Origin of the sequence: Serratia rubidaea (assembly GCF_016026735.1) — a bacterium.
Taxonomy (GTDB): domain Bacteria; phylum Pseudomonadota; class Gammaproteobacteria; order Enterobacterales; family Enterobacteriaceae; genus Serratia_B; species Serratia_B rubidaea.
The window spans coordinates 4095867-4120667 of the sequence record NZ_CP065640.1 but is presented as its reverse complement, the minus strand read 5'-3'; the positions used below and the strand labels follow the sequence as shown (position 1 = coordinate 4120667).

Below are 24801 nucleotides of genomic sequence, written 5' to 3'. Positions count from 1 at the left end.
CGCATTATGACCGCCAGCACGCCTTATCTGGCCTTCCGCGGCATCGGCAAAACCTTCCCCGGCGTCAAGGCGCTGGACGATATCAGTTTTAGCTGTCAGGCCGGGCAGATTCATGCGCTGATGGGAGAGAACGGCGCCGGCAAATCCACGCTGCTGAAGATCCTCAGCGGCAACTATGCCCCCAGCCAGGGGGACATCCTGCTGCAGGGGCAGCCGGTGCGTTTTAACGCCACCACCGAGGCGCTGGACGCCGGCGTGGCGATTATCTACCAGGAGCTGCATTTGGTGCCGGAAATGACGGTGGCCGAGAATATTTATCTGGGGCAGCTGCCCAGCAAGCGCGGCCTGGTGGATCGCAAACTGCTGCGCTATGAGGCGCGGCTGCAGCTGGAGCATCTCGGGCTGGATATCGATCCGGACACGCCGCTGAAATACCTCTCCATCGGCCAGTGGCAGATGGTGGAAATCGCCAAGGCGCTGGCGCGCAACGCCAAGATTATCGCCTTCGATGAACCGACCAGCTCGCTGTCGGCGCGCGAGATTGAACACCTGTTCCGGGTGATTCGCGAACTGCGCGCCGAAGGACGGGTGATTCTGTACGTCTCCCACCGCATGGAGGAGATTTTCGCCCTCAGCGACGCCATCACGGTATTTAAAGACGGGCGCTACGTGCGCACCTTCGACGATATGAGCCAGGTGGATCACGAGCGGCTGGTGCAGGCGATGGTCGGCCGCGAACTGGGGGATATTTATGGCTACCAACCGCGCGAGCACGGCCCGGTGCGGTTGCAGCTGGACAACCTGCAGGCGCCCGGGGTGAAAACGCCGATCAGCCTCAGCGTGCGCGCCGGCGAAATCGTCGGCCTGTTCGGGCTGGTGGGCGCCGGGCGCAGCGAGCTGATGAAGGGCATCTTCGGCGCCACGCGGGTCGGCGGCGGCCGGCTGACGCTGGACGGCGCGCCGCTGACGATCCGCTCGCCGATCGACGCCATCCGCGCCGGCATCATGCTGTGCCCGGAGGACCGCAAGGCCGACGGCATCATCCCGGTGCACTCGGTGCGCGACAATATCAATATCAGCGCGCGGCGCAAAAGCCTGCGGGCGGGCTGCCTGATCGACAACGCCTGGGAAAACCGCAACGCGCAGCAGCATATCCGCGCGCTCAATATCAAAACCCCCAGCGCCGAGCAGCTGATTATGAACCTCTCCGGCGGCAACCAGCAGAAGGCGATCCTCGGCCGCTGGCTGTCGGAGGAGATGAAAGTGATGATGCTCGACGAACCGACGCGCGGCATTGACGTCGGCGCCAAGCATGAAATCTATAACGTGATCTATCAACTGGCGCAGCAGGGCATTGCGGTGCTGTTCGCCTCCAGCGATCTGCCCGAAGTGCTGGGGCTGGCGGACCGCATCGTGGTGATGCGCGAAGGCGAGATCTCCGGCGAACTGGCGCACGACGAGGCCAGCGAAGAGCAGGCGCTGAGCCTGGCGATGCTGCGCACCCCCGATATTACCCCTGATGCCGCGGCGGCGGTGGCCTGACCGTGGAGGAGAAAAAGATGTCGACCCTAACGACCAATTCGGTAAAAAACCGCGGCAGCCTGGGGCTGTCGCGCATCTGGGACAGCTACGGCATGCTGGTGGTGTTTGCGGTGCTGTTCCTGGCCTGCGTGCTGCTGGTGCCCAACTTCGGCTCGTTTATCAATATGAAAGGGCTGGGGCTGGCGATCTCGATGTCCGGCATGGTGGCCTGCGGTATGCTGTTCTGCCTGGCCTCCGGCGATTTTGACCTGTCGGTGGCGTCGGTTATCGCCTGCGCCGGGGTGACCACCGCGGTGGTGATCAATATGAGCGAAAGCCTGTGGCTCGGCGTCGCCGCCGGGCTGCTGCTGGGCGTGGTCTCCGGCCTGATTAACGGCTTTGTGATTGCGCGGCTGAAAATCAACGCGCTGATCACCACGCTGGCGACCATGCAAATCTTTCGCGGTCTGGCGTATATCATTTCCGACGGCAAGGCGGTGGGGATTGAGGATGAACGCTTCTTCGCCCTTGGCTACGCCAATTGGCTGGGCGTGCCGGCGCCGATCTGGATCACCATCGGCTGTCTGATCCTGTTCGGCTTCCTGCTGAATAAAACCACCTTCGGCCGCAATACGCTGGCGATCGGCGGCAATGAAGAAGCGGCGCGCCTGGCCGGGGTGCCGGTGGTGCGCACCAAGATCGTGATCTTCGTCCTGTCCGGGCTGGTGTCCGCCGCGGCAGGCATTATTCTGGCGTCGCGCATGACCAGCGGCCAGCCGATGACCTCGATCGGCTATGAGCTGATCGTGATTTCCGCCTGCGTGCTGGGCGGCGTCTCGCTGAAGGGCGGCATCGGCAAGATTTCCTATGTGATTGCCGGGGTGCTGATTCTTGGCACGGTGGAAAACGCCATGAACCTGCTGAATATCTCTCCGTTTGCGCAGTACGTGGTGCGCGGGGCGATCCTGCTGGCGGCGGTGATTTTTGACCGCTATAAGCAGCAGGCTAAACGTACCGCCTAGGACGCGTTATCGCGTTGCCGGCGCGGGGCCGGCAACGCGGCAGGATAACCGAGTATTACGGAGGCCGAATGTACCATCGTATGGCGCAGGAATCTCAGTCGGACCCGCTGTTGCCGGGTTACAGCTTTAACGCCTACCTGGTGGCCGGGCTGACGCCGATTATGGCGGAGGGGCCGTTGGATTTCTTTATCGAGCGACCGGGCGGCATGAAGGGTTATATCCTCAACCTGACCATCAAGGGTCAGGGCAAGGTGTTTGACGGCGAGGAGACGCTGTACTGCAATCCTGGCGATCTGCTGCTGTTTCCGCCGAAGGCGGCGCACCATTACGGCCGTTCGCCGGACAGCGACTGCTGGCACCACCGCTGGGTCTATTTCCGCCCGCGCGCCTACTGGGCCGACTGGCTGGAGTGGCGCAGCAAAAACCACCAGGTCGGGCGGCTGACGCTGCCCGGCGGCCAGCTGCTGCAGGAGTTTGACCGCCTGTTCGCCAGTATCGAGCAGACCCAGCGCTCCGGCCGGCGGCTGGCGGAGGAGATGAGCATGAACCTGCTGGAGCGCCTGCTGCTGCGTGCGATGGAGGAAGACCCGCTCAGTCCGCAGAAGATTATGGATCCGCGGGTGATCGAAGCCTGCCAGTTTATTACCGGCAACCTGGCGGGGGAGCTGCGCATTGAGGAGGTGGCGCGCCACGTTTGCCTGTCGCCGTCGCGGCTGGCGCACCTGTTCCGTGAGCAGGTGGGCATCAATATTCTGCGCTGGCGCGAAGACCAGCGGGTGATCCGCGCCAAACTGCTGCTGCAGACCACCCAGGAGTCGATCGCCGCCATCGGCCGCGTGGTGGGCTATGACGACCAGCTCTACTTTTCACGGGTGTTCCGCAAGCGCGTAGGGGTCAGCCCCAGCGATTTCCGTCGCCGCAGCGTAGAGATTAACTATCCGGCGCAGCGGGGCCGCGAGCGGGCCTGGAACAACCCGGGCGTTGCGGCTGCGGATTAACATTTAATTTACTTCTTGTTCCGTCCGGCATCATGGTGTCAAATCACAGGGTGATAACTGGCCTTGCAGAGGAAACACCATGGCTGAAACTCTTCGCGTTGGGCTGGTGGGCTACGGCTACGCCAGCAAAACCTTTCATGCGCCGCTGATTGCCGGCACGCCGGGCCTGGAACTGGCGGCGGTGGTCAGCAGCGACGCCGGCAAGGTGCACGCCGACTGGCCGGCGCTGCCGGTGGTCAGCGAACCCCAGGCGCTGTTCAACGACCCTACGCTGGATCTGATCGTCATTCCCACCCCGAACGATACCCACTATCCGCTGGCGCAGCAGGCGCTGGCGGCGGGCAAGCACGTGGTGGTGGATAAACCGTTTACCGTGACGTTGTCACAGGCGCGCGCACTGCAGCAACAGGCGCAGCAGCGCGGTCTGCTGCTGTCGGTGTTCCACAACCGCCGCTGGGACAGCGACTTCCTGACGCTGAAAACGCTGCTGCAGGAAGGCTCACTGGGAGAAGTAGTCTACTTTGAATCGCACTTCGACCGGTTTCGGCCGCAGGTGCGCCAGCGCTGGCGCGAACAGGGCGGCGCGGGCAGCGGCATTTGGTACGATCTGGGGCCGCATCTGATCGACCAGGCGCTGCAGCTGTTCGGCAAGCCGCAGACGCTGTTTGTCGATCTGGGCCAGCTGCGGCCGGGTTCGCAGTCGGTCGACTATTTCCACGCGCTGCTGCAGTACGGCAAGCGCCGTGTGGTGCTGCACGCTTCGATGCTGACGGCGGCCGAAGGTCCGCGCTATATCGTGCACGGCACCCAGGGCAGCTACATCAAATATGGCCTGGACCCGCAGGAAGACCGGTTGAAGGCCGGCGACCGCCTGCCGCAGGCCGACTGGGGCTATGATATGCGCGACGGTGTAGTGACGTTGTCACGCGATGACGTGCTGGCGGAGCAGCCGCTGCTGACGCTGCCCGGCAACTATCCGGCCTACTATGCCGCCATCCGCGACGCGATTAACGGCGACGGCGCCAATCCGGTGCCGGCCGCCGAGGCGATCGCGGTGATGGAAATGATTGAGCTGGGGATTGAGTCGGACAAACAGCAGGCCGCACTGCCGGTCAGCTAATCCGCACCTATTTTTTCGTTACGGGCTCAGGCGCTGAGCCCGTTTTTTGGCAAGGAATTTTGATTGATGTCCTGGTTGCAACGTCTGCGTATCGATAAGTTTTTACTGGTTTTGATTTTGGTGGTGGCGGTGGCCTCGCTGTTCCCGTGTGAAGGGGTGTGGCAGGTATTTTTTGAGCGGTTGACCACCGCGGCGATCGCGCTGCTGTTCTTTATGCACGGCGCCAAACTGTCGCGTCAGGCGATTATCGCCGGCATGGGCCACTGGAAGCTGCATCTGGTGGTGTTTCTCAGCACCTTTGCGCTGTTCCCGCTGCTGGGGCTGGCGATGAACCTGCTGGTGCCGAACTTTATGACGCCGACGGTGTACCTCGGCTTCCTGTATCTGTGCGCGCTGCCGGCGACGGTGCAGTCGGCGATCGCCTTCACCTCCGCCGCCGGCGGCAACGTGGCGGCGGCCATCTGCAGCGCGTCGGCCTCCAGCATCCTCGGCGTATTCCTGTCGCCGCTGTTGGTCGGGGCGTTGATGCACACTCAGGGCGGCAATACCGACGTGCTGCACGCCATCGGCGCGATTATCCTGCAGCTGATGGTGCCGTTTGTCATCGGCCATCTGGCGCGTCCGCTGATTGGCAAGTGGATCGACCGGCACCGCAAGCTGATTAACCTCACCGACCGCTCCTCGATTCTGCTGGTGGTGTATACCGCCTTCAGCGCCGCGGTGGTAGAAGGCATCTGGCATAAAATCGACGGCATGTCGCTGTTGACGATCGTGGTGATGTCGCTGGTGCTGCTGACGGTGGTGCTGGTGATCAATACCTACGCAGCGCGCCTGCTGGGCTTTAACACCGCCGATGAGATCACCATCGTGTTCTGCGGTTCGAAAAAGAGCCTGGCGAACGGCATTCCGATGGCGAACGTGCTGTTCCCGGCCGCGGCGGTGGGGGCGATGGTGTTACCGCTGATGATTTTCCACCAGATCCAGCTGATGATCTGTGCGGTGCTGGCGCAGCGCTACGCGCGCAAAACGGCGCGTGAACAGCAGACGACGGCAGAGGCGAAATAAGCGCAACCGGCCGGCGGGGGATTAACGGAACCATGCCGGCCATGTGCGCTGAGCGGCGCGGTGCAGTTCGGCAGCCTGTCGGCGGCAGACCGTCAGCAGCAGTTGCCGCAGCCACTGATGCGCGGGGTCGGCTTTTCTGCGCGGGTGCCACATTTGGGAGACGGTGATCTCCGGCGTGGCGACCGGCAGCCTGAGCCCCTGCAGCCTCTCTCCGCCGCCGCGCATTTTCTGGATAAAAAACGACGCCGGCACCAGCGCCACCAGATCGGACTGGGCGGCGATGGCCAGCGCGGCGGAAAAATCCGGCGTCACGGCGGCGATGCGCCGCGTCAGCCCCTGTTCGGCCAGCGCCTTATCCACCGGGCCAGTACGCTTTCCCTGCCGCGAGGCGATCACGTGCTGACAGGCGGCGTAGCGCTCGGGCGTGACGGGCGTCTGTGCGGCCAGCGGATGTCCCTGCCTGACGGCGACAATAAAACGATCCCGGAACAGCGTCTGCAGATGAATCTCCGGCCCCATACCGTGTAATACCCCGACCTCAATATCAATATCGTCCTCGCGCAGCGAGCGCGGGCTTTTCTCCGGTTTCGGCACAAAGCTCAGACACACCTCCGGCGCCGCCTGCGCCGCCGCCGTCACCAGCGCGGCGCCGAACGTTTCGACAAACCCTTCGTTAGTCTGCAGACGGAACGTTTGCCGCAGCGTCTGCAGATCCAGCCCCGAGGCCGCGGGCAGCAGCAGGGCGCGCGCCTCGGCCAGCGTCTGCCGGGCGCGATCGCGGATCTGTTCGGCGTGCGGGGTCAGCACCATACTGCGTCCGGCTCTGACCAGCAGCGGGTCGCCGGTCACCTGGCGCAGGCGGCTGAGGGTCCGGCTCATCGCCGAGGCGCTCAGCCCCAGGCGGCGCGCCGCGCCGGCGACGCTGCCTTCGGCCAGCAGCGCATCGAGGGCGGCCAGTAGGTTAAAGTCCGGGTCGTTCATGATGGCTCCCTGATTTGGCATGGCGTCTGCTGCACTTTATCAATGCAAATGCTGCGTCTTCCGCCTTATATCATGGAAGCTTATATTGCCTGAACAGTTTTTAGCTACGACAACGACAGAGGTGAACGATGACGGACAACACACACCACGGCAGCCTATTGATCGTCGGCGCATCACGCGGCCTGGGCCACGCCATGGCGCAGGAATTTCTCCGCCATGGCTGGCAGGTGACCGGCACCGTGCGCGGTGACAACACGCCGCTGCACCAGCTGGCTTGGGAGTATGGCAAGCGCCTGCAGCTGGAGCGGTTGGATATCTGCGAAGAGACGCAGTTGGACGCCTTACGGCAGCGCCTGGCGGGCCGACGCTTCGATATGCTGTTTGTGAATGCGGGCATCACCAACCGCGATCCCACCCAGACGATTGGCGAGGTGAGCACGCAGGAATTTATGCAGGTGATGCTGACCAATGCGCTAGCGCCGATGCGCGTCATTGAGCGGTTGGCTGAACGGGTGGCGGACGACGGCCTGATTGGCGTGATGTCCTCCGGCCAGGGCAGCGTGGCCAACAACCATACGGGGCAGCGTGAACTGTATCGCGGGAGCAAGGCGGCGCTGAATATGTTTATGCGCAGCTTTGCCGCCCGCCAGCACGGCGGAGCCCGCGCGCTGGTCACCATGGCGCCGGGATGGATCAATACGGAACTGGGCGGTGCGGACGCGCCCTTGACGATTGAGCAGACGATTCCGCAGCTGGTCAGAGTGCTGCTGGCCAAACGGGAGCGGCCGGGGCTGGAATACCTGGACTACCTCGGGCGAACCGTGCCGTGGTAAAGGCAGCAGCGGCAGGACGCCGCTGCTGCGCTGAACCGGCTCAGCCGGCCACTTTGGCGCGCAGCGCCTGTTTTTCCTGCTCGCTGAGAAACGCCATGGTCAGGCCGTTTTCCTGCGCGCGGCGCATATCTTCCGGCGTCAGTCCCGCCTGCGGCGCGGCCACGCGGTATTCATGTTCAATCTCGATGCCCTGTACGGCGGGATCGTCGGTATTGATGGAGGCCGTCACGCCGTGGCGCAGGAAGGTTGCCAGCGGATGCTGCGCCAGCGCCGCGACGGTGCTGGTCTGGATATTGGAGGTCAGGCAGGACTCAATGCCGATGCCGTGCTCGGCGAGATAATCCATCAGCGCCGGATCCTCCACCGCTTTCACCCCGTGGCCGATACGTTCGGCGCCCAGCTCGCGAATCGCCTGCCAGATGCTTTCCGGCCCGGCGGCTTCGCCGGCGTGAACGGTAATGCGCAGCCCGGCGTCGCGCGCGCGGTTAAAGTGGGACAGGAACAGGCTGCCGGGGAAGCCCAGCTCGTCGCCGGCCAGATCCAGCGCGGTAATCGCCTCGCGGTGCGCCAGCAGGCCTTCCAGCTCTTGCAGACAGGCGGCTTCGCCGAAGGTGCGGCTCATAATGCCGATCAGGCGGATATCGATATCATGGTCGCGACAGCCGGCACGGATGCCGTCGGCTACCGCTTCAACCACGCCGGCCACCGGCAGCTGGTGCTGCAGCGCCATATAGTAGGGAGAAAAACGCAGTTCGGCGTAGTGCAGGCCGGCGTTGACCGCATCCTCGACGTTTTCATAGGCGACGCGGCGACAGGCGTCCAGTGAGCCAAGTACCGCCACGCCCCAGTCCAGTTTCTGCAGGAAGCTGACCAGGTCCGGTTCGGTATGGGTGATTTGCACGTGCGGGCGCAGGCTCTCCAGATCGTTCGCCGGCAGGTCGAGGTTGAACTGGCGGCCCAGCTCGAGAATGGTTTGCGCACGGATGTTGCCGTCAAGATGGCGGTGGATATCGGTAAGCGGCAGGCGTGGATCAATCATGTTGTGCACTCGCTGATGAAGGTAGGAAAAGTGCATATCAGTATAAAAACAATTTGATGAAAATAGCCATGCTGTTACATAAAAAAGTGATATAAATCACATTAATCCGCAATGACGGCCTGTTTCCCCGTTGCGACAGGCATGCCGTCAGGCCTTAATCACGCTGACGCCCGCCTGTTGCAGCGGAGAGATCAGCGCCTGATCGGTGTCGCGCTCGACAATAATGGACTGCGCCAGCGTAATATCGCCGATGGCGTATTGTGAGGCGGCGTTGAGCTTGGCGGCAGAAGCCAGCACCACGGTTTCCGCCGCGCGCGCCGCCAGGGCGCGTTTGATATAGGCTTCTTCCAGATCGCCGGTGCTGAGACCGGCGCTGGGGTGGACGCCGGTCACGCCCATAAAGTACAGGTCGGCGCGGATATGCGACATTGCCTCCACCGCGGCCGCGCCCACGGTAACGATCGAATGCTTGTACAGCCGGCCGCCGATCAGGATCACCTCGATCTGCGGGTGATCCACCAGCCCGACCGCCACGCTGGGGCTGTGGGTGACAATGGTGGCCTGCAAGGATAGCGGCAGCTGCTTCACCAGTTCGGCCGAGGTGGTGCCGCCGTCCACGATCGCCACCTGGCCCGGTAAAATCATGGCGGCGGCGGCGCGGGCAATGGCGCGTTTGGCGCCGGATTCCTGCTGGTTGCGCTCGGCAAACGGGGCGATGGCGGGAGAGACCGGCAGCGCACCGCCGTGTACGCGCTGGAGCAAACCTTCGCTGTCCAGTTCGCGCAGGTCGCGGCGGATGGTGTCTTCCGACAGCTCGAACATCTCGCTTAACTGTTTGGCCAATACCTGGCCTTCACGGGCGAGTTTCTCCAGGATAAGTTTTTTGCGCTGGCTGGTCAGCATAGGTTCCCATCAATTCTTTGTCTGCACGAATGATCTTGATCATACACGAAACTGCACGCTAGTATCAATGCAGGCCCTCAACCCTTTTGGAGCAGACAAGATGATCCCGACCAAAGATCGCGTACGTATGGTGGCAACCCAGGTGCTGTCCGATGATTGGTACGTGTTGAAAAAGAACACCTTTGATTTTCTGCGTCGTGACGGAAGCTGGCAGCGGCAGAGCCGTGAAACCTACGATCGGGGCGACGGCGCGGTGATTTTACTGGTAAACCGGACGGCGCAGACGGTGATCCTGACGCGCCAGTTTCGCTTTCCGGTATTCGTCAACGGCCACGACGGTATGCTGATTGAAGCGGCGGCCGGGCTGTTGGATAACGCATCCCCGGAACAGCGTATTCGTGCAGAGGCGGAAGAGGAAACCGGCTATTTCGTGCAAAACGTGCAAAAAGTCTTCGAGGCCTATATGAGCCCCGGCTCGGTCACCGAAAAGCTGTATTTCTTTATCGGCGAGTATGATGCTGCGGCGCGCGTGCATCAGGGCGGCGGCCTTGAGGAAGAAGGCGAAGATGTGGAAGTGCTGGAGATGCCGTTGCGCGATGCGCTGCAGGCCATCCGGCAGGGGACGATTGTTGATGCCAAGACCATCATGCTGTTGCAGTTTATCGCACTGAATCCGGATTGGGGGACGCGCTGATGAAGGCACAACAGATCCTGATTGCCGGGCCTTATCGCAGCGGCACCAACGGCGACGCGGCGCGCATCGCCGCCAACCTGCAGCGTCTGGAGCAGGCGGCGTTGGCGGTTTATCAGCGCGGACATGTGCCGGTGATCGGCGAATGGCTGTCGCTGCCGCTGGCCGCCGCCGCCGGTTCACGGCAGGTGGGGGATGAGATCGGCGAAGCTTACCTGTATCCGGTTGCGCACCGTTTAATTGCCCAGTGCCAGGGTATCTATCGGATCGACGGCGCTTCGCAAGGGGCGGATAAGGATGTGGAAGTGGCCGAGGCGTTAGGACTGACGGTTTACCGCCGGCTGGCGGAGATCCCCGTGGTGGCTTAACCGCTCACGGCGGGCGTTGGCCCGCCGCGGCGCGTCAGGCCTGCGTACTAACAAACCGCAGGCCGGCGATCAGCCGGTTCATGCCGTCCTCCAGCTTGCTGCGCGGGCAGCCGACGTTGAGCCGGACAAAGCCGCGCCCCTCTTCGCCGTAGGTAAAACCGGGCATGATCGCCACCTTTTCCCGTTCGATCAGCGCCTGTTGCAGCTCATGGTCGTCAATATTTAACGGACGCAGATCGATCCACGCCAGATAGGTGGCCTGCGGCGGCTGCCACGCCAGCTGCGGAAAGGCCTGATTGAGCCGCTCGGCGACGTAGCGCAGGTTGTCCTGCAGATAGCCGCGCAGGGCGTCCAGCCAGGGGGCGCCGTGGCGGTAAGCGGCGATATGCGCCACGATGGCCAGCACCGCCGGGGAGGAGAGCCCGTCGCGGCCTTTGAGCTGCTGCAGATAGGCGTCGCGCGACGCGGCATCGCTGATAAAGCCGTAGGCGCCGGTCAGCGCCGGAATATTGAAGCTTTTTGAAGCGGAGGTCAGCAGCGCCCACGGCGTGGCGGCCACCTGGCTCCACGGCAGGTGACGTTGCTCGCCCCAGGTCATATCCATATGGATCTCGTCGCTGATGACCCGCACCTGATGGCGTTCGCACAGCGTCGCCATCTGCTGCAGTTCTTCGGCGCTCCACACTTTACCGGTCGGGTTGTGCGGGCTGCACAGCAGCAGGATCTTGCTTTGCGGCCGGGCCAGCAGCGCCTCCAGATGGGCCATGTCGCAGCGCCACTGGTCACCGACCTTTTGCAGCGGGCAGGCCAGCAGTTGGCGCTGATTGCCGAGCACCGCCTTGTAAAAGGCGTCGTAGGCGGGGGTATGGGTGACGACATATTCCCCCGGCGCCGACCACTGGCGGATCAGCTGGGAAACCATATAAATCACCGATGGCCCGTACACGGCGCCGGCGGTGTCGATCGCCGTATTGAAGCGTTGCTGATACCAGTGACGCAGCGCGCCGAGGAAATCTTCATGCTGCCAGCGGCTGTAGCCCAGTACGCCGTGCTGCAGCCGCTGCTGCAGCGCATCCAGAATACAGGGCGCAGTGGCGAAATCCATATCCGAGATGGTGAACGGCAGCAGGTCGGCGCTGCCGAAGCGGTCGGCGATGTAGTCCCACTGGGTGCACCAGGTGCCGTGGCGGTCGATCGGGGTGGAAAAATCAAACATGGGTGGCTCCAGACAGTTCCGTGGCAGGCCGGCTTGCTGCTATTAATGAGTCTAATTCATCTTTGACCGACTGCACCTGCGGGCCGATCACCACCTGCAGGCTGTGCGCATTGAGCCGCACCACGCCGATGGAGCGATGCTCTTTCAGCGCCGCGTCGTTCACCTTGTCGATATCCGCCACCGACAGGCGCAGGCGGGTAATGCAGTTGTCCAGCGAGACGATATTGCCGGCGCCGCCCAGCGCGGCGAGGATGGCCGGGGCGTTATAGCCCGACTGACCAACCGTCCCGGCCGGCGCGTGTGCGCTGCTGCCGGCGGCGGCGTCGCTGTCGCGGCCCGGCGTCTTGATGTTGAAGCGCAGGATCGCAAAGCGGAAAATGGCGTAGTAGGCGGCGAACCAGACGGCGGCTACCAGCGGCACCAGATACCACTTGGTGGCGGTGCCGTGCAGAATGCCGAACACCACAAAATCGATGATATTGCCGTCGGTATTACCGATGGTGACCCCCAGCAGCGCCATCACGGTAAAGCCGAGGCCGGTGAGGATCGCGTGGATCAGGTACAGGAACGGCGCGACGAACAGGAACAGAAACTCGATCGGCTCGGTGGTGCCGCCCACCACGCAGGCGACCACGCCGGAGATCAGCAGCCCTTTGATCTTGTGGCGGTTCTCCGGCCGGGCGCAGTGGTACATCGCAAGCGCGGCGCCCGGCAGCCCGCCGAGGAAGGCCGGCATTTTGCCCTGCGACAGGAAGCGGGTGGCGCTTTCCGCAAAGCCTTGGGTGGTCGGACAGGAGAGCTGGGCCTGGAAAATGGTCAGCGCGCCGCTGACGCTGTGGCCGCACACGTCCAGCGTGCCGCCGGCGTCGGTAAAGCGGATCAGCGCCACCAGAATATGATGCAGGCCGAAGGGCAGCAGCAGACGTTCGCCGCTGCCGAAGATCATCGGGCCAAAGGCGCCCGCGCCGTTGATCACCCAGCCCAGGCCGTTGATGCCGGCGGCGAACCAGGGCCAGATCAGCGGCACCACCAGCCCGCAGACGCCGAGCGTCAGGGTGGTGATAATCGGCACAAAGCGCGTGCCGCCGAAGAACGCCAGCGCATCCGGCAGGCGGATGGTATGAAAACGCTCATGCAGCAGATAGACAATAATGCCGACCAGCACCGCGCCGAGAATGCCGGTATCAATCGACTGAATGCCGAGCACGTTCTGGATATTGTGGGCCTTGAGCACCAGCGGGTCGCTGCTGGGCAGTACGCCGCTGGCGGTCAGATAGAAATTGGTGGCCAGATTGAGCACCGCGAAGCCGACAAAGCCGGAGAAGGCGGCCACGCCTTTGTTATCCCGCGCCATGCCGAGCGGAATGGCGATGGCGAACATCACCGGCAGGAAGCTGAAGGCGAAAGAACCCACCTTGCTCATCCAGGTGAACAGCAGCTGACAGGCGGGATGGCCGAGGAACGGCAGCAGGGTGATGACGTCGCGGCTGCTGAGCGAACTGCCGATGCCGAGCATAATGCCGCAAAACGACAGCAGCGCGACGGGCAGCATAAAGGTTTTGCCCAGGCTCTGGAAAAACTCCCAGAGGGTGATTTTGGGTTTTTGGCTTGCGGACATTACCGGTGACTCCTGGCGAGTGAAGATGAGCAGGCAAAGCGCGCCCGCCTAAGGTAAAAATAAGATAAAACGTTTTACCTATTAAAAATGCGCCGTTTATCACAATTAAACGGTGAACTTTTCACCACTATGCGCCTGGCCGGTAAATCGTTTTACTGCATCGGGCGAATGGGTATACATTGACTGCCATGGCTATTGTTTGCTGAGGCTGACACCATCAAAAAAATCACCATCACCGATGTCGCGCAGCACGCCGCCGTTTCCGTCAGCACGGTTTCGCTGGTGCTGAGCGGCAAAGGACGTATTTCTTCGGCGACCGTGGCGCGGGTGCATCAGGCGATTGAACAACTGGGCTATGTGCGCAACCGCCAGGCGGCGACCCTGCGCGGCGCGGCCTCCGGCGTGATTGGCCTGATCCTGCGCGATATCGGCGATCCCTTTTATGCGGAGATGACCGCCGGCCTGAGCGAAGCGCTGGAAGCGCAGGGCAAGGTATTGTTCCTGACGCAAAGCGGGCGCGACGGCGCCGGGCTGATGCGCTGCTTTGACACCCTGCTGACGCACGGCGTCGATGGGCTGGTGTTGGCGGGCGGCGCGCGCGTCGCCGACGATCTGCAGGCGCAGGCGGCCGAGCAGGGCGTGCCGCTGGTGTGCGCCGCGCGCTCCGGCGGCGTGGCGGAGGTGGACGTAGTGCGGCCGGATAATATGCAGGCGGCGCAGATTGCCACCGAGTTTCTGATTAAGCGCGGCCACCGGCAGATTGCCTATCTGGGCGGGCGCAGCGACTCGCTGACCCGCGCCGAACGGCTGGGCGGCTTTTGCGCCACGCTGGTGCAGTACGGCTTGCCCTTCCGCAGCGAGTGGATAATCGAATGTGAGAGTCAGCAGCAGGCGGCGGCGCTGGCCGCTGAAAACCTGCTGCGGCAGCATCCCAATATCAGCGCCATGGTCTGTGACAAAGCCGCGGTGGCGCTGGGCGCCTATTTCGGCATTATCCGCAGCGGGCGCGGGATCGGTTCGGACGGTATCGACAGTTTTCTCAGCCAGCAGGTGGCGCTGATCGGCTTTGGCGACGCGCCGGAGGCGGCATTGAGCGAACCGCCGCTGACGCTGGTATCCACCTCGGCGCGTGAGGTCGGGCGTAACGCCGCCGCCCGTCTGCTGCAGCGGATTGAATCCCCCGATCTGCCGCCGCAGGATGTGATCCTGGCGGCGAAACTGATAGAGCGGGCGTCGGCGTAGCGGCCGCATAGCGTGCGGAGGAAAACGCGAACCGAGCTGTTATTCGCTACACTTTTCATTTTGACAATATTGGCAGTTGAATGTGCTCCGAAACGGGTGCCGATTGTCAACCGCTGCCAGTATCAATCTATTGATAAAATGAAAAGGAGAACCGATGAGGTTATGTTTGGCGTTTTTTTCGTTTTTTGCATTTTTCCCGGCGCTTGCGGATGAAGTGACTATTCAATCACAACGCCCGGACGATTTTGTCAATGTAGAAAGGCTAATACCCCAAATTCAGACCGATATACGGTATTTCTCTGCAAACAACTTTGTTGGAAGACGAGTAGAAGGCTATCAGGAGCCCGTATGTTTATTGACAAAAAAAACGGCGCTGGCGCTGAAAAGCGTCGTTGCATCACTGATATCCAGAGGGTTAACCATAAAGGTTTATGATTGCTACCGCCCGCAAGAAGCAGTGAATGATTTTGTCGAATGGGCCAAAGTGCTAAAAGACACAAAAATGCGTACGGAATTCTATCCCTCGGTGGATAAAGCACGCCTGTTTACCGATGGCTACATCGCTGCGCGATCCGGACATAGCCGGGGTAGCACGCTTGATTTAACCATTATTCCCCTTGGCAGTAAGATCCCGGCAGAAGATACAAAACGCACGCTGGAGAACTGTACCAAACCAAAATTACAACGCTCTCCTGATAACAGCCTGGATTTTGGCACGGGTTTCGATTGCTTCAGCCCGGTATCCCATCCTGATTATCTGGCCATATCTGCACAGGCCAGAGCAAATAGGCTATTACTACAGTTATTGATGGAGCATGCGGGCTTTAAACCACTTGATACTGAGTGGTGGCATTTTACTTTGATTGAAGAGCCTTACCCGAACACATATTTCGACTTCCCAGTCAAAAATCAATAGAGAATGATGACGGCGGAGAGACAAGAAAATGAGGCAAGTTTTATTATTACTTAGCCTCAGTCACAAACGTTGATTTCCGGCTGGAAAAGACAACAGCGAATCAGCTATCGGCCGTTTACCCTCAACGGGTAATCGCGCTTCTCACGCAGAAAATCGATAAATACCCGCAGCCGAGGGGGAATATAGCGGTTGGCTGGGAAATAGAGAAAGAAGCCGGCCGCTTCGCTGGCATGATCCGCCATGACTTCCACCAGCTGTCCGTTCGCCAGTTCCTGCGCTACCGTCGCGTGAAAACGCTGTGCGATCCCCAGCCCGGCCAGCGCCGCATCTTTTAACAGCCGATCCTCAGTGAAGATCAGGCTGCCGGTTACCTCCAGCGCCTGATGCGCGCCGCGATGCGTCAGAAACCAGGGCTCCAGTTTACCACTGCCGGGAAAGCGATAGCGCAGGCAGTTATGCTCGCGCAGCTGTTCCGGCCGTTGCGGGGTGCCGTGCGCAGCCAAATAGCCCGGCGCGGCAATCAGCACGCGCCGCTGTCCGCGGTCAAGCGGGACGGCGATCATCTCTTTTTGCAGCATGGCGTGCATGCGGATGCCGGCATCAAAATTGTTCGGCACCAGTTCCGCAAAGCGATCGTCGGTGCACAGCTCCAGCTGTATGTCGGGGTAACGCGCCTGAAACTCGCCGAGCAGCGGCATCACCAGCAGCGATGCGGCCAACTGCGGCAGCGTGATGCGCAACTGGCCGCTCGGCGTTGCCTGACGCGCCTGTAGGTCGTCGGCCGCGATGCCGATATCGCGCATCGCCGGCGCCACGCCGTGGTAAAAACGCTGGCCTTCCTCGCTCAGCCTGACCGAACGGCTGGTGCGGTTAAACAAACGCACGCCCAGGCGGCTTTCCAACGCCTGAATATTTTGCGATACCGCCGGCGGCGTGACCCCCAGCTGGTTGGCGGCCCGGGTAAAACTGCCGAGGCGGGCGACGGCCTCAAAGAAGGGCAGCAAATGCAGGATCGCGCTCATCAATCATTAACCTGTGCTTTATGATGCATTAAATTTTAGCGTATTTAATTTTATGTTGAACGCCCTAGACTGGATTTCTCATCCATTCAGGAGCTTTTTTCATGGCGGGTAATAATCAGGCGGTTATCCAACAGTTACAGCAGGTCAACCAACGGGCCGTGGCGCAGGGCAGGATTGTCGGCAGCGTGGTGCTGGTGGCGCAGCATGGCAAAACGATCGCCGCGCTGGCCTGCGGCGAGGCCGATCGTGAACGGCGACGGCCGATGCGGCGCGATGCGCTGTTCCGTCTGGCGTCGGTGTCTAAACCGTTTATCACGCTGGCGGCGCTGCGGATGGTCGAGCAGGGCAAGCTGACGCTGGACGATGCGGTGAGCCGCTGGCTGCCGTGGTTCAGTCCGGCGCTCGGCAACGGTGAGAGGCCGGTTATTCTTATCCGTCATCTGCTGACGCACACCGCCGGGCTGGATTACCGCTTTAAACAGCCGGCGGACGGGCCGTATCATCAGCGGGCGGTGATGGACGGGCTGGAGTTGTCGACGCTGACGCTGGAGCAGAACCTGCGGCGGCTGGCGGATGTGCCGTTAGCGGCGGAACCGGGCAGCCGGTTCAGCTATTCGCTGTCGATTGACCTGCTGGGCGCGGTGCTGGAGCAGGCGGCAGAGATGCCGCTGCCGCAGCTGTTCAACCACTGGGTGGCGCAGCCGCTTGGTCTGGAGGACAGCGGGTTTGTCGCCCGCGACGCCGGGCGGCTGACGGGAGCCTACTACAATACCGACGCCGGTCCGGCGGTGATGCAGGATGGCTTGCGCGTGGCCCTGCCGCCCGAATTCGGCTTTGATGTCGAATTTGCGCCGTCGCGTGCGCTGGATGCGGCGGCGTACCCGTCGGCGGGCGCCGGCATGGTCGGTTCGGCGGATGATGTACTCAGGCTGGTGGAAACCTTGCGCGCCGGCGGCAACGGCCTGCTGCAGCCGGCGACGGTGGCGCTGCTGCAGCGGCCGCACGTCAGCGCGGCGGAGGAAGTGCAGGGGCCGGGCTGGGGATTTGGCTTTGGCGGCGCGCTGTTGACGGATGCGGAACTGGCGTCGACGCCGCAGCATAACGGCACCTTGCAGTGGGGCGGCGTTTACGGACACAGCTGGTTCTGCGACCCGCAGGCGGGGCTTAGCGTGGTGGCATTGACCAATACGGCGTTTGAAGGCATGTGCGGCGCGTACCCGCAGGAAGTGCGCGATGCGGTGTATGCCGGCCTGGCGAGGTAAATAAAAAAGGGGGCTGAACAGCCCCCTTGGTGTGATTATTGTGCCGGAGCCGGAGCCGGAGCCGGAGCCGGAGCCGGAGCCGGAGCCGGAGCCGGAACTGGCATTGGCGCCGGCGGCACGCCCTGTTCCGGGCCGGCCAGCAGGCCGAACATGCCGAGGAATTCCTGCAGCGACATCTTGTTGCCGTTCAGCTCCACCTGGTTATCGGCATAGTGGAAGCGGGAAGCAATCACGTCGTCCTTCAGCGTGGCCAGCTTAAACATCTGCCCCATGGCCGCCAGACCCTGCACCTGCTGCTGCGCCAGTTTCTGCGCTTCTTCGGCGTTATAGCCCTGCAGTTTGGCGGTTTGCGCGGTGGCTTCCGTCGCCATCGGCACCGGAATGTTCAGGCTGGCGTCGATCTTCTTCACCGCACGCGCCAGCAGCAGATCGGCCGGTTCCTGCGCAGCGGCGTCTTTCGCCGGATCAACCAGGTCCAGGTTCAGCGTAAAGGTGCTTTCACCTTTGCTGTTTTTCCAGCTCAGCGGCGCGATGTTGATGGTCGGGTTGCCTTTCAGCAGCAGCGGCAGGTTCTGCATCACGATGGCGCTGGCCTGCTCCTGATAGGCTTCCGGCGGCAGAGACTGGCTCTGCTGCAGCAGGGCGGTCATCTGCTGGTTGTAGCGGTCGGCGAACTCTTTCAGCGATTTACCGTCCAGCTTGTCGATTTTCATCGTCAGCTTGCCGGAGCCGAAGTCGGCGCCCTGCAGCTTCAGCGCATCCATGGTGTAGTCGATCTGGCCGTTCAGGTTACCGTCCTGCTCGCCAAATTTGCTCGCCAGATTGAAGCCGTCCAGCGTCAGCGCCTCTTTGTTATCGACCGTGACTTTCAGCTGCTTGATGTTCAGCGCCTGATCGCCCAGGCTCAGGTCGAACTGGCCGTTGCGGGTGTCGGTTTTCAGCGTCATGCCCTGCAGGGTGATCTGTTCGGTCTGGCCGAACTCGGTGCGGCCGGACAGCGTGGCGCTGTCGCTGCTGCCTTCCACCTGCACCGCCTTCAGATCGCGGGCGACGTCAATGGTCAGGTCGGCGCCGGCGAAGTTCAGCGTGTTGCCGTCTTTCTGATAGTCCAGCGGCAGCACGTTGAGCGCGGTGGAGGTATCGCCGTTATAGGCGATGCGTGAATCGGCGATAAACGGCGATTTACCTTTGGCGATCTCGAACAGCGTTTTCACCGCCGGCGTATTGGCCAGCTCGGTGCGCACCGACGCCATGCTCGGGATCAGGTTCAGGCGCTTAAGCTGGGCGAACGGGAAGGGACCGTGGTCGATCACTTCCTGCAGCACCACCTCTTCACCCGGCTGCAGCGCCGCTTGTTCGCCGCTGGCGGTGCCGTCCGGACGGATGACAAAGCGCAGATGGCTGCTGAACAGGCCGCGCTGATAATCTTCATAGCTCAGTTTGATGCCGGCCTGCGGCAGGTAGCTCTCCAGCTGGCTGTTGGTGCTGTTCACCACTTCGCCCATGCGCTGCTCAATGAGTTTGCCGGTGTACCATGAAGCCCCGGTCCATGCTGCGCCAAGAATCGCAATAACGCCGACGGCGACGACTGACTTTTTCATCGTTCTCTCATCCTGTTGTAAAGGGTTTGGCATTCCTGTGGCGCTTAACGCTGCGCGTAAGCGGTGGCTGCACGGTCGCAAGGGCGAACAGGGCCAACAAAAAAACGCCCGCAGGCGTTTAATTGTGAAGGCATGCGCCCGCTTTTAGCAACCCATTTGCTGAAATTTACCAAATGGTTACGGCAAAAGGTTATAAACCCGCGCGATGCGGCCGCTGCCGCTGACGCTCACCGGCGACTCGCAGGCGGGGATAAAGCAGGATTCGCCCGGCTGCAGCCGCAGCTGCCGATCCTGTCGTTCCAGGACGGCTTCGCCGTCCACGCAGAACACGATGGCCGCGCTCTGCTGCGCCAGCTGCTGCGGCGCGGCGGACAGCGCATGCAGCGAAAAGGCGAAATCGTCTACCGGGATCGGGAAGAACAATTCGTCGCCGCGCGGCTCCGGCCGGGTCAGCAGCGCGTCGGCGGACTGCGGGCGGAACTGCAGGTTGGCCAGCAGCTCCGGGATATCGATAAACTTAGGCGTCAGGCCGGCGCGCAGCACATTATCCGAGTTGGCCATGACCTCCAGCGCCACCCCTTGCAGATAGGCGTGCGGCGTTTCCGCGTACAGGAACATCGCTTCGCCCGGCGCCAGCTGCACCACGTTCAACAACAGCGGTGAGAACAGGCCGTTATCGTCCGGGTAAAAACCGGCGATAAAGCGGATAGTGTTCCAGGGTTCGCCCTGCTGATTGTTGAGCGCCGCTTTCAGCACGCCCAGCGCCCGGGCTTTTTGTTCACCCTGCATGCTGAGCAGGCCGGCGAACAGCTGGGCCAGGCGTTCGACGCTCGGCTGCTGCAGGAAGGCGGCAATATCATGGTGGGCGGCGGCGACGGGCTGCAGCAGGGCGGCGATATCGTCCAGCTGACGGAAACCGTTCATCGCCAGGAACGGCGTCAGGGCAAACACCAGCTCCGGCTTATGGTTCGGATCCTTGTAGTTGCGCTCGGCGGCATCCAGAGGGATGCCGGCAGCGTTCTCTTTGGCAAAGCCGGCTTCCGCGGCGGATTTGCTGGGGTGAACCTGGATCGACAGCGGTTGATCGGCGCACAGCACCTTAAACAGGAACGGCAGCTCGCCAAAGCGCTCGGCAACCTGGCGCCCCAACTGCTGCTGCGGGTTTTCATCAATGACGTCACGCAATGAACGCAGCGCGCCCGCGGCATCCGTTACCTGCGAGCTGCTTTTAGGGTGCGCGCCCATCCACAGTTCCGCCATCGGTTTTCCCTGCGGATTGGCGATGCCGTACAGTTTGGTCAGCGCGTCGTGGCTGCCCCAGGCGTAGTGTTGTACCGCATTGGTCATTTTTTGCATGATGACTCCCTGAGTAAGAAATAAATTGCCGCAAGTAAACAACGCCGTTCGAGGGCTTGCAAGCGGATAAGTCACAAAGCTGGCCGACATCATTCGCCAAATGCGAATAATTATTATATCGCTATACTGGAGTGGTGAGTTTTTAGGCGATGCACAAAGGAGAGAAGGTAATGGCAGTCATGCGTAGTGAAAAAGACTCGATGGGGGCGATTGAGGTTCCGGCCGATCGCCTGTGGGGCGCCCAGACCCAGCGCTCGCTGGAACATTTCCATATATCGACGGAAAAAATGCCGACCGCGTTGATCCACGCGCTGGCGCTGACCAAGCGCGCCGCCGCCGAAGTTAACCGGCAGCTCGGCCTGCTGGCGGACGACCGCGCCGCGGCGATTATTCAGGCGGCGGACGAAGTGCTGGCGGGGCAGCATCCCGATGAATTCCCGCTCTCCATCTGGCAGACCGGCTCCGGCACCCAGACCAATATGAATATGAACGAGGTACTGGCGAACCGCGCCAGCGAACTGCTGGGCGGCGAGCGCGGCGAGGGGCGCCGGGTGCATCCCAATGACGACGTCAATAAAAGCCAAAGCTCCAACGACGTATTTCCCACCGCGATGCACGTCGCCGCCGTGATTGCGCTGCGCCAGCAGCTGATCCCGGCGCTGCAGACGCTGCAGCGCACGCTGAACGATAAGGCCGAAGCGTTTCACGACATCGTTAAAATCGGCCGCACCCACCTGCAGGACGCCACGCCGCTGACGCTGGGGCAGGAGATCTCCGGCTGGGCGGCGATGCTGGCGCACAGTCTGCGGCATATTGAAGCCAGCGTGCCGCATATCGCCGAACTGGCGCTGGGAGGCACCGCCGTCGGCACCGGGCTGAACACCCATCCGGAATATGCGGTGCGGGTTGCCAAAGCGTTGGCGGAGCTGACCGGCGAACCGTTCGTCACCGCACCGAACAAGTTTGAGGCGCTGGCCACCTGCGACGCGCTGGTGCAGGGGCACGGCGCGCTGAAGGGGCTGGCGGCCTCGCTGATGAAAATCGCCAATGACGTGCGCTGGCTGGCCTCCGGCCCGCGCTGCGGCATCGGCGAGATCGCCATCCCGGAGAACGAACCGGGCAGCTCGATTATGCCGGGAAAGGTCAACCCCACGCAGTGCGAGGCGATGACCATGCTGTGCGCGCAGGTGCTGGGCAATGATGTGGCGCTGAATATCGGCGGCGCATCGGGGAACTTTGAGCTGAACGTCTTCCGTCCGCTGGTGATCCACAACTATCTGCAGTCGATCCGCCTGCTGGCCGACGGCATGAATGGTTTCAATACCTACTGCGCTGCCGGCATCGAGCCGAACCGCGAGCGCATCGCACAGCTGCTGAACGAATCGCTGATGCTGGTGACCGCGCTGAATACCCATATCGGCTACGACAAGGCGGCGGAAATCGCCAAAACGGCCCACAAGGAGGGACTGACGCTGCAGGCCGCGGCGCTGAAGCTGGGCTACGTGACGGAGCAGCAGTTCGGCCAGTGGGTGCGGCCGGAAAATATGGTCGGCAGTATGAAGCCGTAGTCATTGTTGAATTGTTAAATAGTGGCTCGTTGTGAGAGTAGAACACCATTTACATTGTATGGAGGTTTAATCATTGTCGGGAGGAATCCCGTAGAGTTTTTATCAAACTCTACGGGATTATTGTAGTATTAACTACCTCGATTGGCCATGGCCGAAGAACTAGAGATAAAACCTCCTACACAGGTACCTGCTCCAGTTGGTGTCGGGTTACTTGGGCCATAAAACCCACCGGGGAAAGAACAACTAAAACCCAAAGCTCCCATGACACCTACATAAATCTCACCGGCACCTGTTTCCCATTGTCCAGTTCCACCATTACCACCAAATATTGAGAGTAACCCAACATCGTTAGTAATGTCTCTTAAAATCACCTCATGTTCTTTTTTCATTACAAAACTCCTTTATCTTTTTTATGACCGGGTTAACATTATTAGTAATATACTCCATCATGCTTAGGTAAATGATATCCTCCTTGTTAAAACCGTTAGTGTAAAATTGGAATCGAAGTCCGGGCGTGCAGACTAATATGTCTGCTCCTTGATTAATTAATTTTTCGATATTTGATTCAGTGTTGTCAATATCCACACTCCAATCTATATTTTTTATCTTTAATTCTTTTTGCAAGCATGAAACATATGTTTCCTCTTTGTAAAATCCAAATAGCCCCCCTCCCATACCGTGAAAAGGGGAGCGGCCAAGGATTTGTGATGGCTTTGAAATCAAATAAATCTTCCCAATGCTCAATTTTCTACCTCCCATTATTCCTGATGTTTTGCATTTAGAGAATATAGGTGAGTTAATTCAGATGAAAACCCACTCCTTTGAACGCTTTCCAATAATTCTTTTGCCTGAGTTAATAACCCAACTTCATAAAGGTAAAATGATAGGGCTGCATCAATATGCAGTCCCTCTGAATTTATCATTCCATCATGGTATTGCTTTCTATTCTTTTTGAAAGAAAAAATATCATTTATTCTTTTTTTTGCCTTGATCTTCCATTTAAAAATATCATAAATCAATTCGTAGTAAAATGAATTGCTATTGAAAGGGATCAATTCGCTCATAATATTTATTATATTGTGAAAATCTGAATCCCCGCACATTGATTTTAACTTTGCTCTTGCCATTAAGTCTAGTATTCCGAATGTGTAAAGATCATTTCTTATATTCTTTGTGCTTATTTTGTTTTTTTTGTCTATTACTATTTCACTATAAAGTGATTGGTATATTTTTTTCGGGGGGAGATTTTCAAATGAGTCCCGGAAGTGGAAGAATATCCACCTAAGGTTTTTGGGTTCGGCATCTAAGTTTTTTAAATTTAAATTTTCATTTCTTTTTTGCTTGTCTTTTGATTTTATTATTTCTTTTTTATATCCATCGTGCTGTATGGTTATTTTAATTTCCTTATCTATTATTTTTTTATTTCCCTTCCTTCTTAGCTCCTCATGAATATAGCCAAAATAATAAAATTCACTACAGTTTATGAATACTCTTCGAATGTTTTTTGTTATATTGTTTTCGTGATCTTTTATTATTGGACTGTAAGCGTATGCATCATTGTTCCTTGTGTTGTTTATTTCATCTATTCTTTTAAGTTCACATGTGAACTCTGTGATGTCGGATGAAATGTATTCGTCAGCATCGATGAAAAATATATATTTGCAATTGCACTTTTTCATTGCTTCATTTCTTGCTTTTGCGAAATTATCCTCCCAGTTTGAAAAAAATATTTTTATTTTTTCGTCTTTGTAATCTCTTATTATTCTGATTGTGTTGTCTGTGGAGCCAGTATCAAGAATTACAACTTCATCAAATAGTGGTAGTAGGCTATCAATACAACGAGCGATGCAACGCTCTTCGTTTTTAATAATTATTGCGGCACTTATGGTTATACCCATGCCATAATCACCATGTTCTTTTTTGTTTCTTTCTTTTCTTATGTTTTTTAGTGATTTATTGGTGTTTGTTAAGTTATATGATTCTGTGTGGGTAAGCATATGTTTGCGTGCGCGTGTGTTATCTGCTGATTTAACATCTAGCATGGATGAATAGTGGTTTTCTATTTTTAATGATTTATTATTTTGCTGTTTCATAAGTCTTCCTTATTTTATTTTTTATGTGAATTTCTTCAGTGAAGAGATCATTTTTATGAATGTTTTTTGTGTGTTTGTTTAACGGCTAATGGGGTAAACGATAACTAAATAATGTGTAACTATGCGATGGTTTTTACTTGACTTTATTAAAAACCTAAGGCAAATATTTATCAAATGCAAGTGATAACTATTCTCTGTTCTGAGGCTGAACTTCATTTTTGTGATGTCGATGCAAAATATTTCAGGTAGCCGCAGTGTTTTTGGGCTTCTTTCCATGCGGGCAGCGGGAATTGCTTTGGATGGGTTATGATTTAATCCTAAACATCATCCAGGGTAATAGTTTTGCCTGTGTTTGAACCATCACCT

Annotated in this window: 23 protein-coding genes; 12 read left to right on the top strand and 11 right to left on the bottom strand. The window is 59.2% G+C overall.

Going from position 1 to position 24801, the window contains the following annotated elements; all coding sequences use genetic code 11:
• Window positions 1–6 precede the first annotated feature (6 nt).
• The 5 genes from araG to I6G83_RS19325 all read left to right on the top strand — a co-directional run bounded on the left by araG (window position 7) and on the right by I6G83_RS19325 (window position 5726).
• On the top strand, window positions 7–1542 hold the full coding sequence (gene araG, locus I6G83_RS19345) for an L-arabinose ABC transporter ATP-binding protein AraG (protein ID WP_054307045.1): 1536 nt from the start codon (window positions 7–9) through the stop codon (window positions 1540–1542).
• Window positions 1543–1559: 17 nt separating this feature from the next.
• The gene (gene araH, locus I6G83_RS19340) at window positions 1560–2543 is read left to right on the top strand and encodes an L-arabinose ABC transporter permease AraH (protein WP_054307046.1); all 984 of its coding nucleotides are present in this window, start codon (window positions 1560–1562) and stop codon (window positions 2541–2543) included.
• 68 nt (window positions 2544–2611) lie between these two features.
• Window positions 2612–3541: an arabinose operon transcriptional regulator AraC gene (gene araC, locus I6G83_RS19335; protein ID WP_015672490.1), complete on the top strand. Its 930-nt coding sequence runs from the start codon at window positions 2612–2614 to the stop codon at window positions 3539–3541.
• A gap of 79 nt (window positions 3542–3620) precedes the next feature.
• Complete coding sequence (locus I6G83_RS19330; protein WP_054307047.1) at window positions 3621–4661, top strand: oxidoreductase; 1041 nt, start codon at window positions 3621–3623, stop codon at window positions 4659–4661.
• Between the two features lie 66 nt (window positions 4662–4727).
• The gene (locus I6G83_RS19325) at window positions 4728–5726 is read left to right on the top strand and encodes a bile acid:sodium symporter family protein (RefSeq protein ID WP_054307048.1); all 999 of its coding nucleotides are present in this window, start codon (window positions 4728–4730) and stop codon (window positions 5724–5726) included.
• Between the two features lie 21 nt (window positions 5727–5747).
• Here the strand turns inward: I6G83_RS19325 and I6G83_RS19320 are convergent, their stop codons facing one another.
• Complete coding sequence (locus tag I6G83_RS19320) at window positions 5748–6707, bottom strand: LysR family transcriptional regulator (RefSeq protein WP_054307049.1); 960 nt, start codon at window positions 6705–6707, stop codon at window positions 5748–5750.
• 128 nt (window positions 6708–6835) lie between these two features.
• Here I6G83_RS19320 and I6G83_RS19315 point away from each other — a divergent pair, with 128 nt between their 5' ends.
• Complete coding sequence (locus tag I6G83_RS19315; RefSeq protein ID WP_054307050.1) at window positions 6836–7540, top strand: SDR family NAD(P)-dependent oxidoreductase; 705 nt, start codon at window positions 6836–6838, stop codon at window positions 7538–7540.
• 40 nt (window positions 7541–7580) lie between these two features.
• On the opposite strand, the gene add is transcribed toward I6G83_RS19315, so the two are convergent.
• Together add and I6G83_RS19305 are read right to left on the bottom strand one after the other, a co-directional pair.
• The gene (gene add, locus I6G83_RS19310; RefSeq protein ID WP_054307051.1) at window positions 7581–8579 is read right to left on the bottom strand and encodes an adenosine deaminase; all 999 of its coding nucleotides are present in this window, start codon (window positions 8577–8579) and stop codon (window positions 7581–7583) included.
• Between the two features lie 147 nt (window positions 8580–8726).
• Complete coding sequence (locus I6G83_RS19305) at window positions 8727–9482, bottom strand: DeoR/GlpR family DNA-binding transcription regulator (RefSeq protein ID WP_054307052.1); 756 nt, start codon at window positions 9480–9482, stop codon at window positions 8727–8729.
• A 100-nt stretch (window positions 9483–9582) separates the two neighbouring features.
• Here I6G83_RS19305 and I6G83_RS19300 point away from each other — a divergent pair, with 100 nt between their 5' ends.
• A complete protein-coding gene (locus I6G83_RS19300) occupies window positions 9583–10176 on the top strand; it encodes an NUDIX domain-containing protein (RefSeq protein ID WP_054307053.1) in 594 nt (197 codons plus the stop codon).
• The gene (locus I6G83_RS19295; RefSeq protein WP_054307060.1) at window positions 10176–10541 is read left to right on the top strand and encodes a hypothetical protein; all 366 of its coding nucleotides are present in this window, start codon (window positions 10176–10178) and stop codon (window positions 10539–10541) included. The genes I6G83_RS19300 and I6G83_RS19295 overlap by 1 nt, the downstream gene beginning before the upstream one ends.
• A gap of 34 nt (window positions 10542–10575) precedes the next feature.
• Here I6G83_RS19295 and I6G83_RS19290 read toward each other — a convergent pair whose 3' ends face one another.
• Window positions 10576–11757 carry a MalY/PatB family protein gene (locus I6G83_RS19290; protein ID WP_054307054.1) on the bottom strand — a complete coding sequence of 394 codons (1182 nt, stop codon included), beginning with the start codon at window positions 11755–11757 and terminating at the stop codon, window positions 10576–10578.
• On the bottom strand, window positions 11750–13375 hold the full coding sequence (malX, locus tag I6G83_RS19285; RefSeq protein WP_054307055.1) for a maltose/glucose-specific PTS transporter subunit IIBC: 1626 nt from the start codon (window positions 13373–13375) through the stop codon (window positions 11750–11752). The genes I6G83_RS19290 and malX overlap by 8 nt, the downstream gene beginning before the upstream one ends.
• 195 nt (window positions 13376–13570) lie before the next feature.
• Here malX and malI point away from each other — a divergent pair, with 195 nt between their 5' ends.
• A complete protein-coding gene (gene malI / locus I6G83_RS19280; protein ID WP_054307056.1) occupies window positions 13571–14617 on the top strand; it encodes a Mal regulon transcriptional regulator MalI in 1047 nt (348 codons plus the stop codon).
• A gap of 154 nt (window positions 14618–14771) precedes the next feature.
• Window positions 14772–15533 (top strand): M15 family metallopeptidase, encoded by a 762-nt coding sequence (locus I6G83_RS19275; protein ID WP_054307057.1) that lies wholly within the window; start codon window positions 14772–14774, stop codon window positions 15531–15533.
• 104 nt (window positions 15534–15637) lie between these two features.
• Here I6G83_RS19275 and I6G83_RS19270 read toward each other — a convergent pair whose 3' ends face one another.
• Window positions 15638–16555: a LysR family transcriptional regulator gene (locus I6G83_RS19270; protein ID WP_054307058.1), complete on the bottom strand. Its 918-nt coding sequence runs from the start codon at window positions 16553–16555 to the stop codon at window positions 15638–15640.
• 101 nt (window positions 16556–16656) lie between these two features.
• Between I6G83_RS19270 and I6G83_RS19265 the strand changes: the two genes are divergently transcribed.
• Window positions 16657–17817, top strand: coding sequence for a serine hydrolase domain-containing protein (locus I6G83_RS19265; protein WP_054307059.1), 1161 nt, complete (start codon window positions 16657–16659; stop codon window positions 17815–17817).
• Window positions 17818–17852: 35 nt separating this feature from the next.
• Here the strand turns inward: I6G83_RS19265 and I6G83_RS19260 are convergent, their stop codons facing one another.
• Together I6G83_RS19260 and manA are read right to left on the bottom strand one after the other, a co-directional pair.
• Window positions 17853–19418, bottom strand: coding sequence for a YdgA family protein (locus I6G83_RS19260; RefSeq protein ID WP_062778916.1), 1566 nt, complete (start codon window positions 19416–19418; stop codon window positions 17853–17855).
• A gap of 177 nt (window positions 19419–19595) precedes the next feature.
• Window positions 19596–20774 (bottom strand): mannose-6-phosphate isomerase, encoded by a 1179-nt coding sequence (gene manA, locus I6G83_RS19255; protein ID WP_054305603.1) that lies wholly within the window; start codon window positions 20772–20774, stop codon window positions 19596–19598.
• 170 nt (window positions 20775–20944) lie between these two features.
• Between manA and fumC the strand changes: the two genes are divergently transcribed.
• Entirely contained in the window at window positions 20945–22342 is a 1398-nt protein-coding gene (gene fumC / locus I6G83_RS19250) for a class II fumarate hydratase (RefSeq protein WP_054305604.1), read from the top strand.
• Between the two features lie 128 nt (window positions 22343–22470).
• On the opposite strand, the gene I6G83_RS19245 is transcribed toward fumC, so the two are convergent.
• Genes I6G83_RS19245 through I6G83_RS19235 form a run of 3 tightly spaced genes read right to left on the bottom strand, consistent with a single transcriptional unit; the run spans window position 22471 to window position 24435 of the window.
• Window positions 22471–22731 carry a hypothetical protein gene (locus I6G83_RS19245; RefSeq protein WP_128144815.1) on the bottom strand — a complete coding sequence of 87 codons (261 nt, stop codon included), beginning with the start codon at window positions 22729–22731 and terminating at the stop codon, window positions 22471–22473.
• Entirely contained in the window at window positions 22715–23101 is a 387-nt protein-coding gene (locus I6G83_RS19240; protein WP_072186094.1) for a hypothetical protein, read from the bottom strand. Before I6G83_RS19240 ends, I6G83_RS19245 begins: the two co-directional genes overlap by 17 nt.
• Window positions 23101–24435, bottom strand: coding sequence for a glycosyltransferase family 2 protein (locus tag I6G83_RS19235; RefSeq protein WP_054305605.1), 1335 nt, complete (start codon window positions 24433–24435; stop codon window positions 23101–23103). The genes I6G83_RS19240 and I6G83_RS19235 overlap by 1 nt, the downstream gene beginning before the upstream one ends.
• Between the last annotated feature and the right edge of the window lie 366 nt (window positions 24436–24801).

Excerpts from the sequence above, each read along its gene's own strand:
- fumC (WP_054305604.1), top strand. The coding sequence starts at position 20,945 with ATGGCAGTCATGCGTAGTGAAAAAGACTCGATGGGGGCGATTGAGGTT.
- I6G83_RS19325 (WP_054307048.1), top strand. The coding sequence starts at position 4,728 with ATGTCCTGGTTGCAACGTCTGCGTATCGATAAGTTTTTACTGGTTTTG.
- araH (WP_054307046.1), top strand. The coding sequence starts at position 1,560 with ATGTCGACCCTAACGACCAATTCGGTAAAAAACCGCGGCAGCCTGGGG.
- araG (WP_054307045.1), top strand. The coding sequence starts at position 7 with ATGACCGCCAGCACGCCTTATCTGGCCTTCCGCGGCATCGGCAAAACC.
- I6G83_RS19295 (WP_054307060.1), top strand. The coding sequence starts at position 10,176 with ATGAAGGCACAACAGATCCTGATTGCCGGGCCTTATCGCAGCGGCACC.
- malX (WP_054307055.1), bottom strand. The coding sequence starts at position 13,375 with ATGTCCGCAAGCCAAAAACCCAAAATCACCCTCTGGGAGTTTTTCCAG.
- I6G83_RS19290 (WP_054307054.1), bottom strand. The coding sequence starts at position 11,757 with ATGTTTGATTTTTCCACCCCGATCGACCGCCACGGCACCTGGTGCACC.
- I6G83_RS19260 (WP_062778916.1), bottom strand. The coding sequence starts at position 19,418 with ATGAAAAAGTCAGTCGTCGCCGTCGGCGTTATTGCGATTCTTGGCGCA.
- I6G83_RS19245 (WP_128144815.1), bottom strand. The coding sequence starts at position 22,731 with ATGAAAAAAGAACATGAGGTGATTTTAAGAGACATTACTAACGATGTT.
- I6G83_RS19320 (WP_054307049.1), bottom strand. The coding sequence starts at position 6,707 with ATGAACGACCCGGACTTTAACCTACTGGCCGCCCTCGATGCGCTGCTG.
- I6G83_RS19315 (WP_054307050.1), top strand. The coding sequence starts at position 6,836 with ATGACGGACAACACACACCACGGCAGCCTATTGATCGTCGGCGCATCA.
- araC (WP_015672490.1), top strand. The coding sequence starts at position 2,612 with ATGTACCATCGTATGGCGCAGGAATCTCAGTCGGACCCGCTGTTGCCG.
- I6G83_RS19300 (WP_054307053.1), top strand. The coding sequence starts at position 9,583 with ATGATCCCGACCAAAGATCGCGTACGTATGGTGGCAACCCAGGTGCTG.
- I6G83_RS19305 (WP_054307052.1), bottom strand. The coding sequence starts at position 9,482 with ATGCTGACCAGCCAGCGCAAAAAACTTATCCTGGAGAAACTCGCCCGT.
- I6G83_RS19270 (WP_054307058.1), bottom strand. The coding sequence starts at position 16,555 with ATGAGCGCGATCCTGCATTTGCTGCCCTTCTTTGAGGCCGTCGCCCGC.
- manA (WP_054305603.1), bottom strand. The coding sequence starts at position 20,774 with ATGCAAAAAATGACCAATGCGGTACAACACTACGCCTGGGGCAGCCAC.
- I6G83_RS19240 (WP_072186094.1), bottom strand. The coding sequence starts at position 23,101 with ATGGGAGGTAGAAAATTGAGCATTGGGAAGATTTATTTGATTTCAAAG.
- I6G83_RS19265 (WP_054307059.1), top strand. The coding sequence starts at position 16,657 with ATGGCGGGTAATAATCAGGCGGTTATCCAACAGTTACAGCAGGTCAAC.
- I6G83_RS19275 (WP_054307057.1), top strand. The coding sequence starts at position 14,772 with ATGAGGTTATGTTTGGCGTTTTTTTCGTTTTTTGCATTTTTCCCGGCG.
- I6G83_RS19330 (WP_054307047.1), top strand. The coding sequence starts at position 3,621 with ATGGCTGAAACTCTTCGCGTTGGGCTGGTGGGCTACGGCTACGCCAGC.
- I6G83_RS19235 (WP_054305605.1), bottom strand. The coding sequence starts at position 24,435 with ATGAAACAGCAAAATAATAAATCATTAAAAATAGAAAACCACTATTCA.
- add (WP_054307051.1), bottom strand. The coding sequence starts at position 8,579 with ATGATTGATCCACGCCTGCCGCTTACCGATATCCACCGCCATCTTGAC.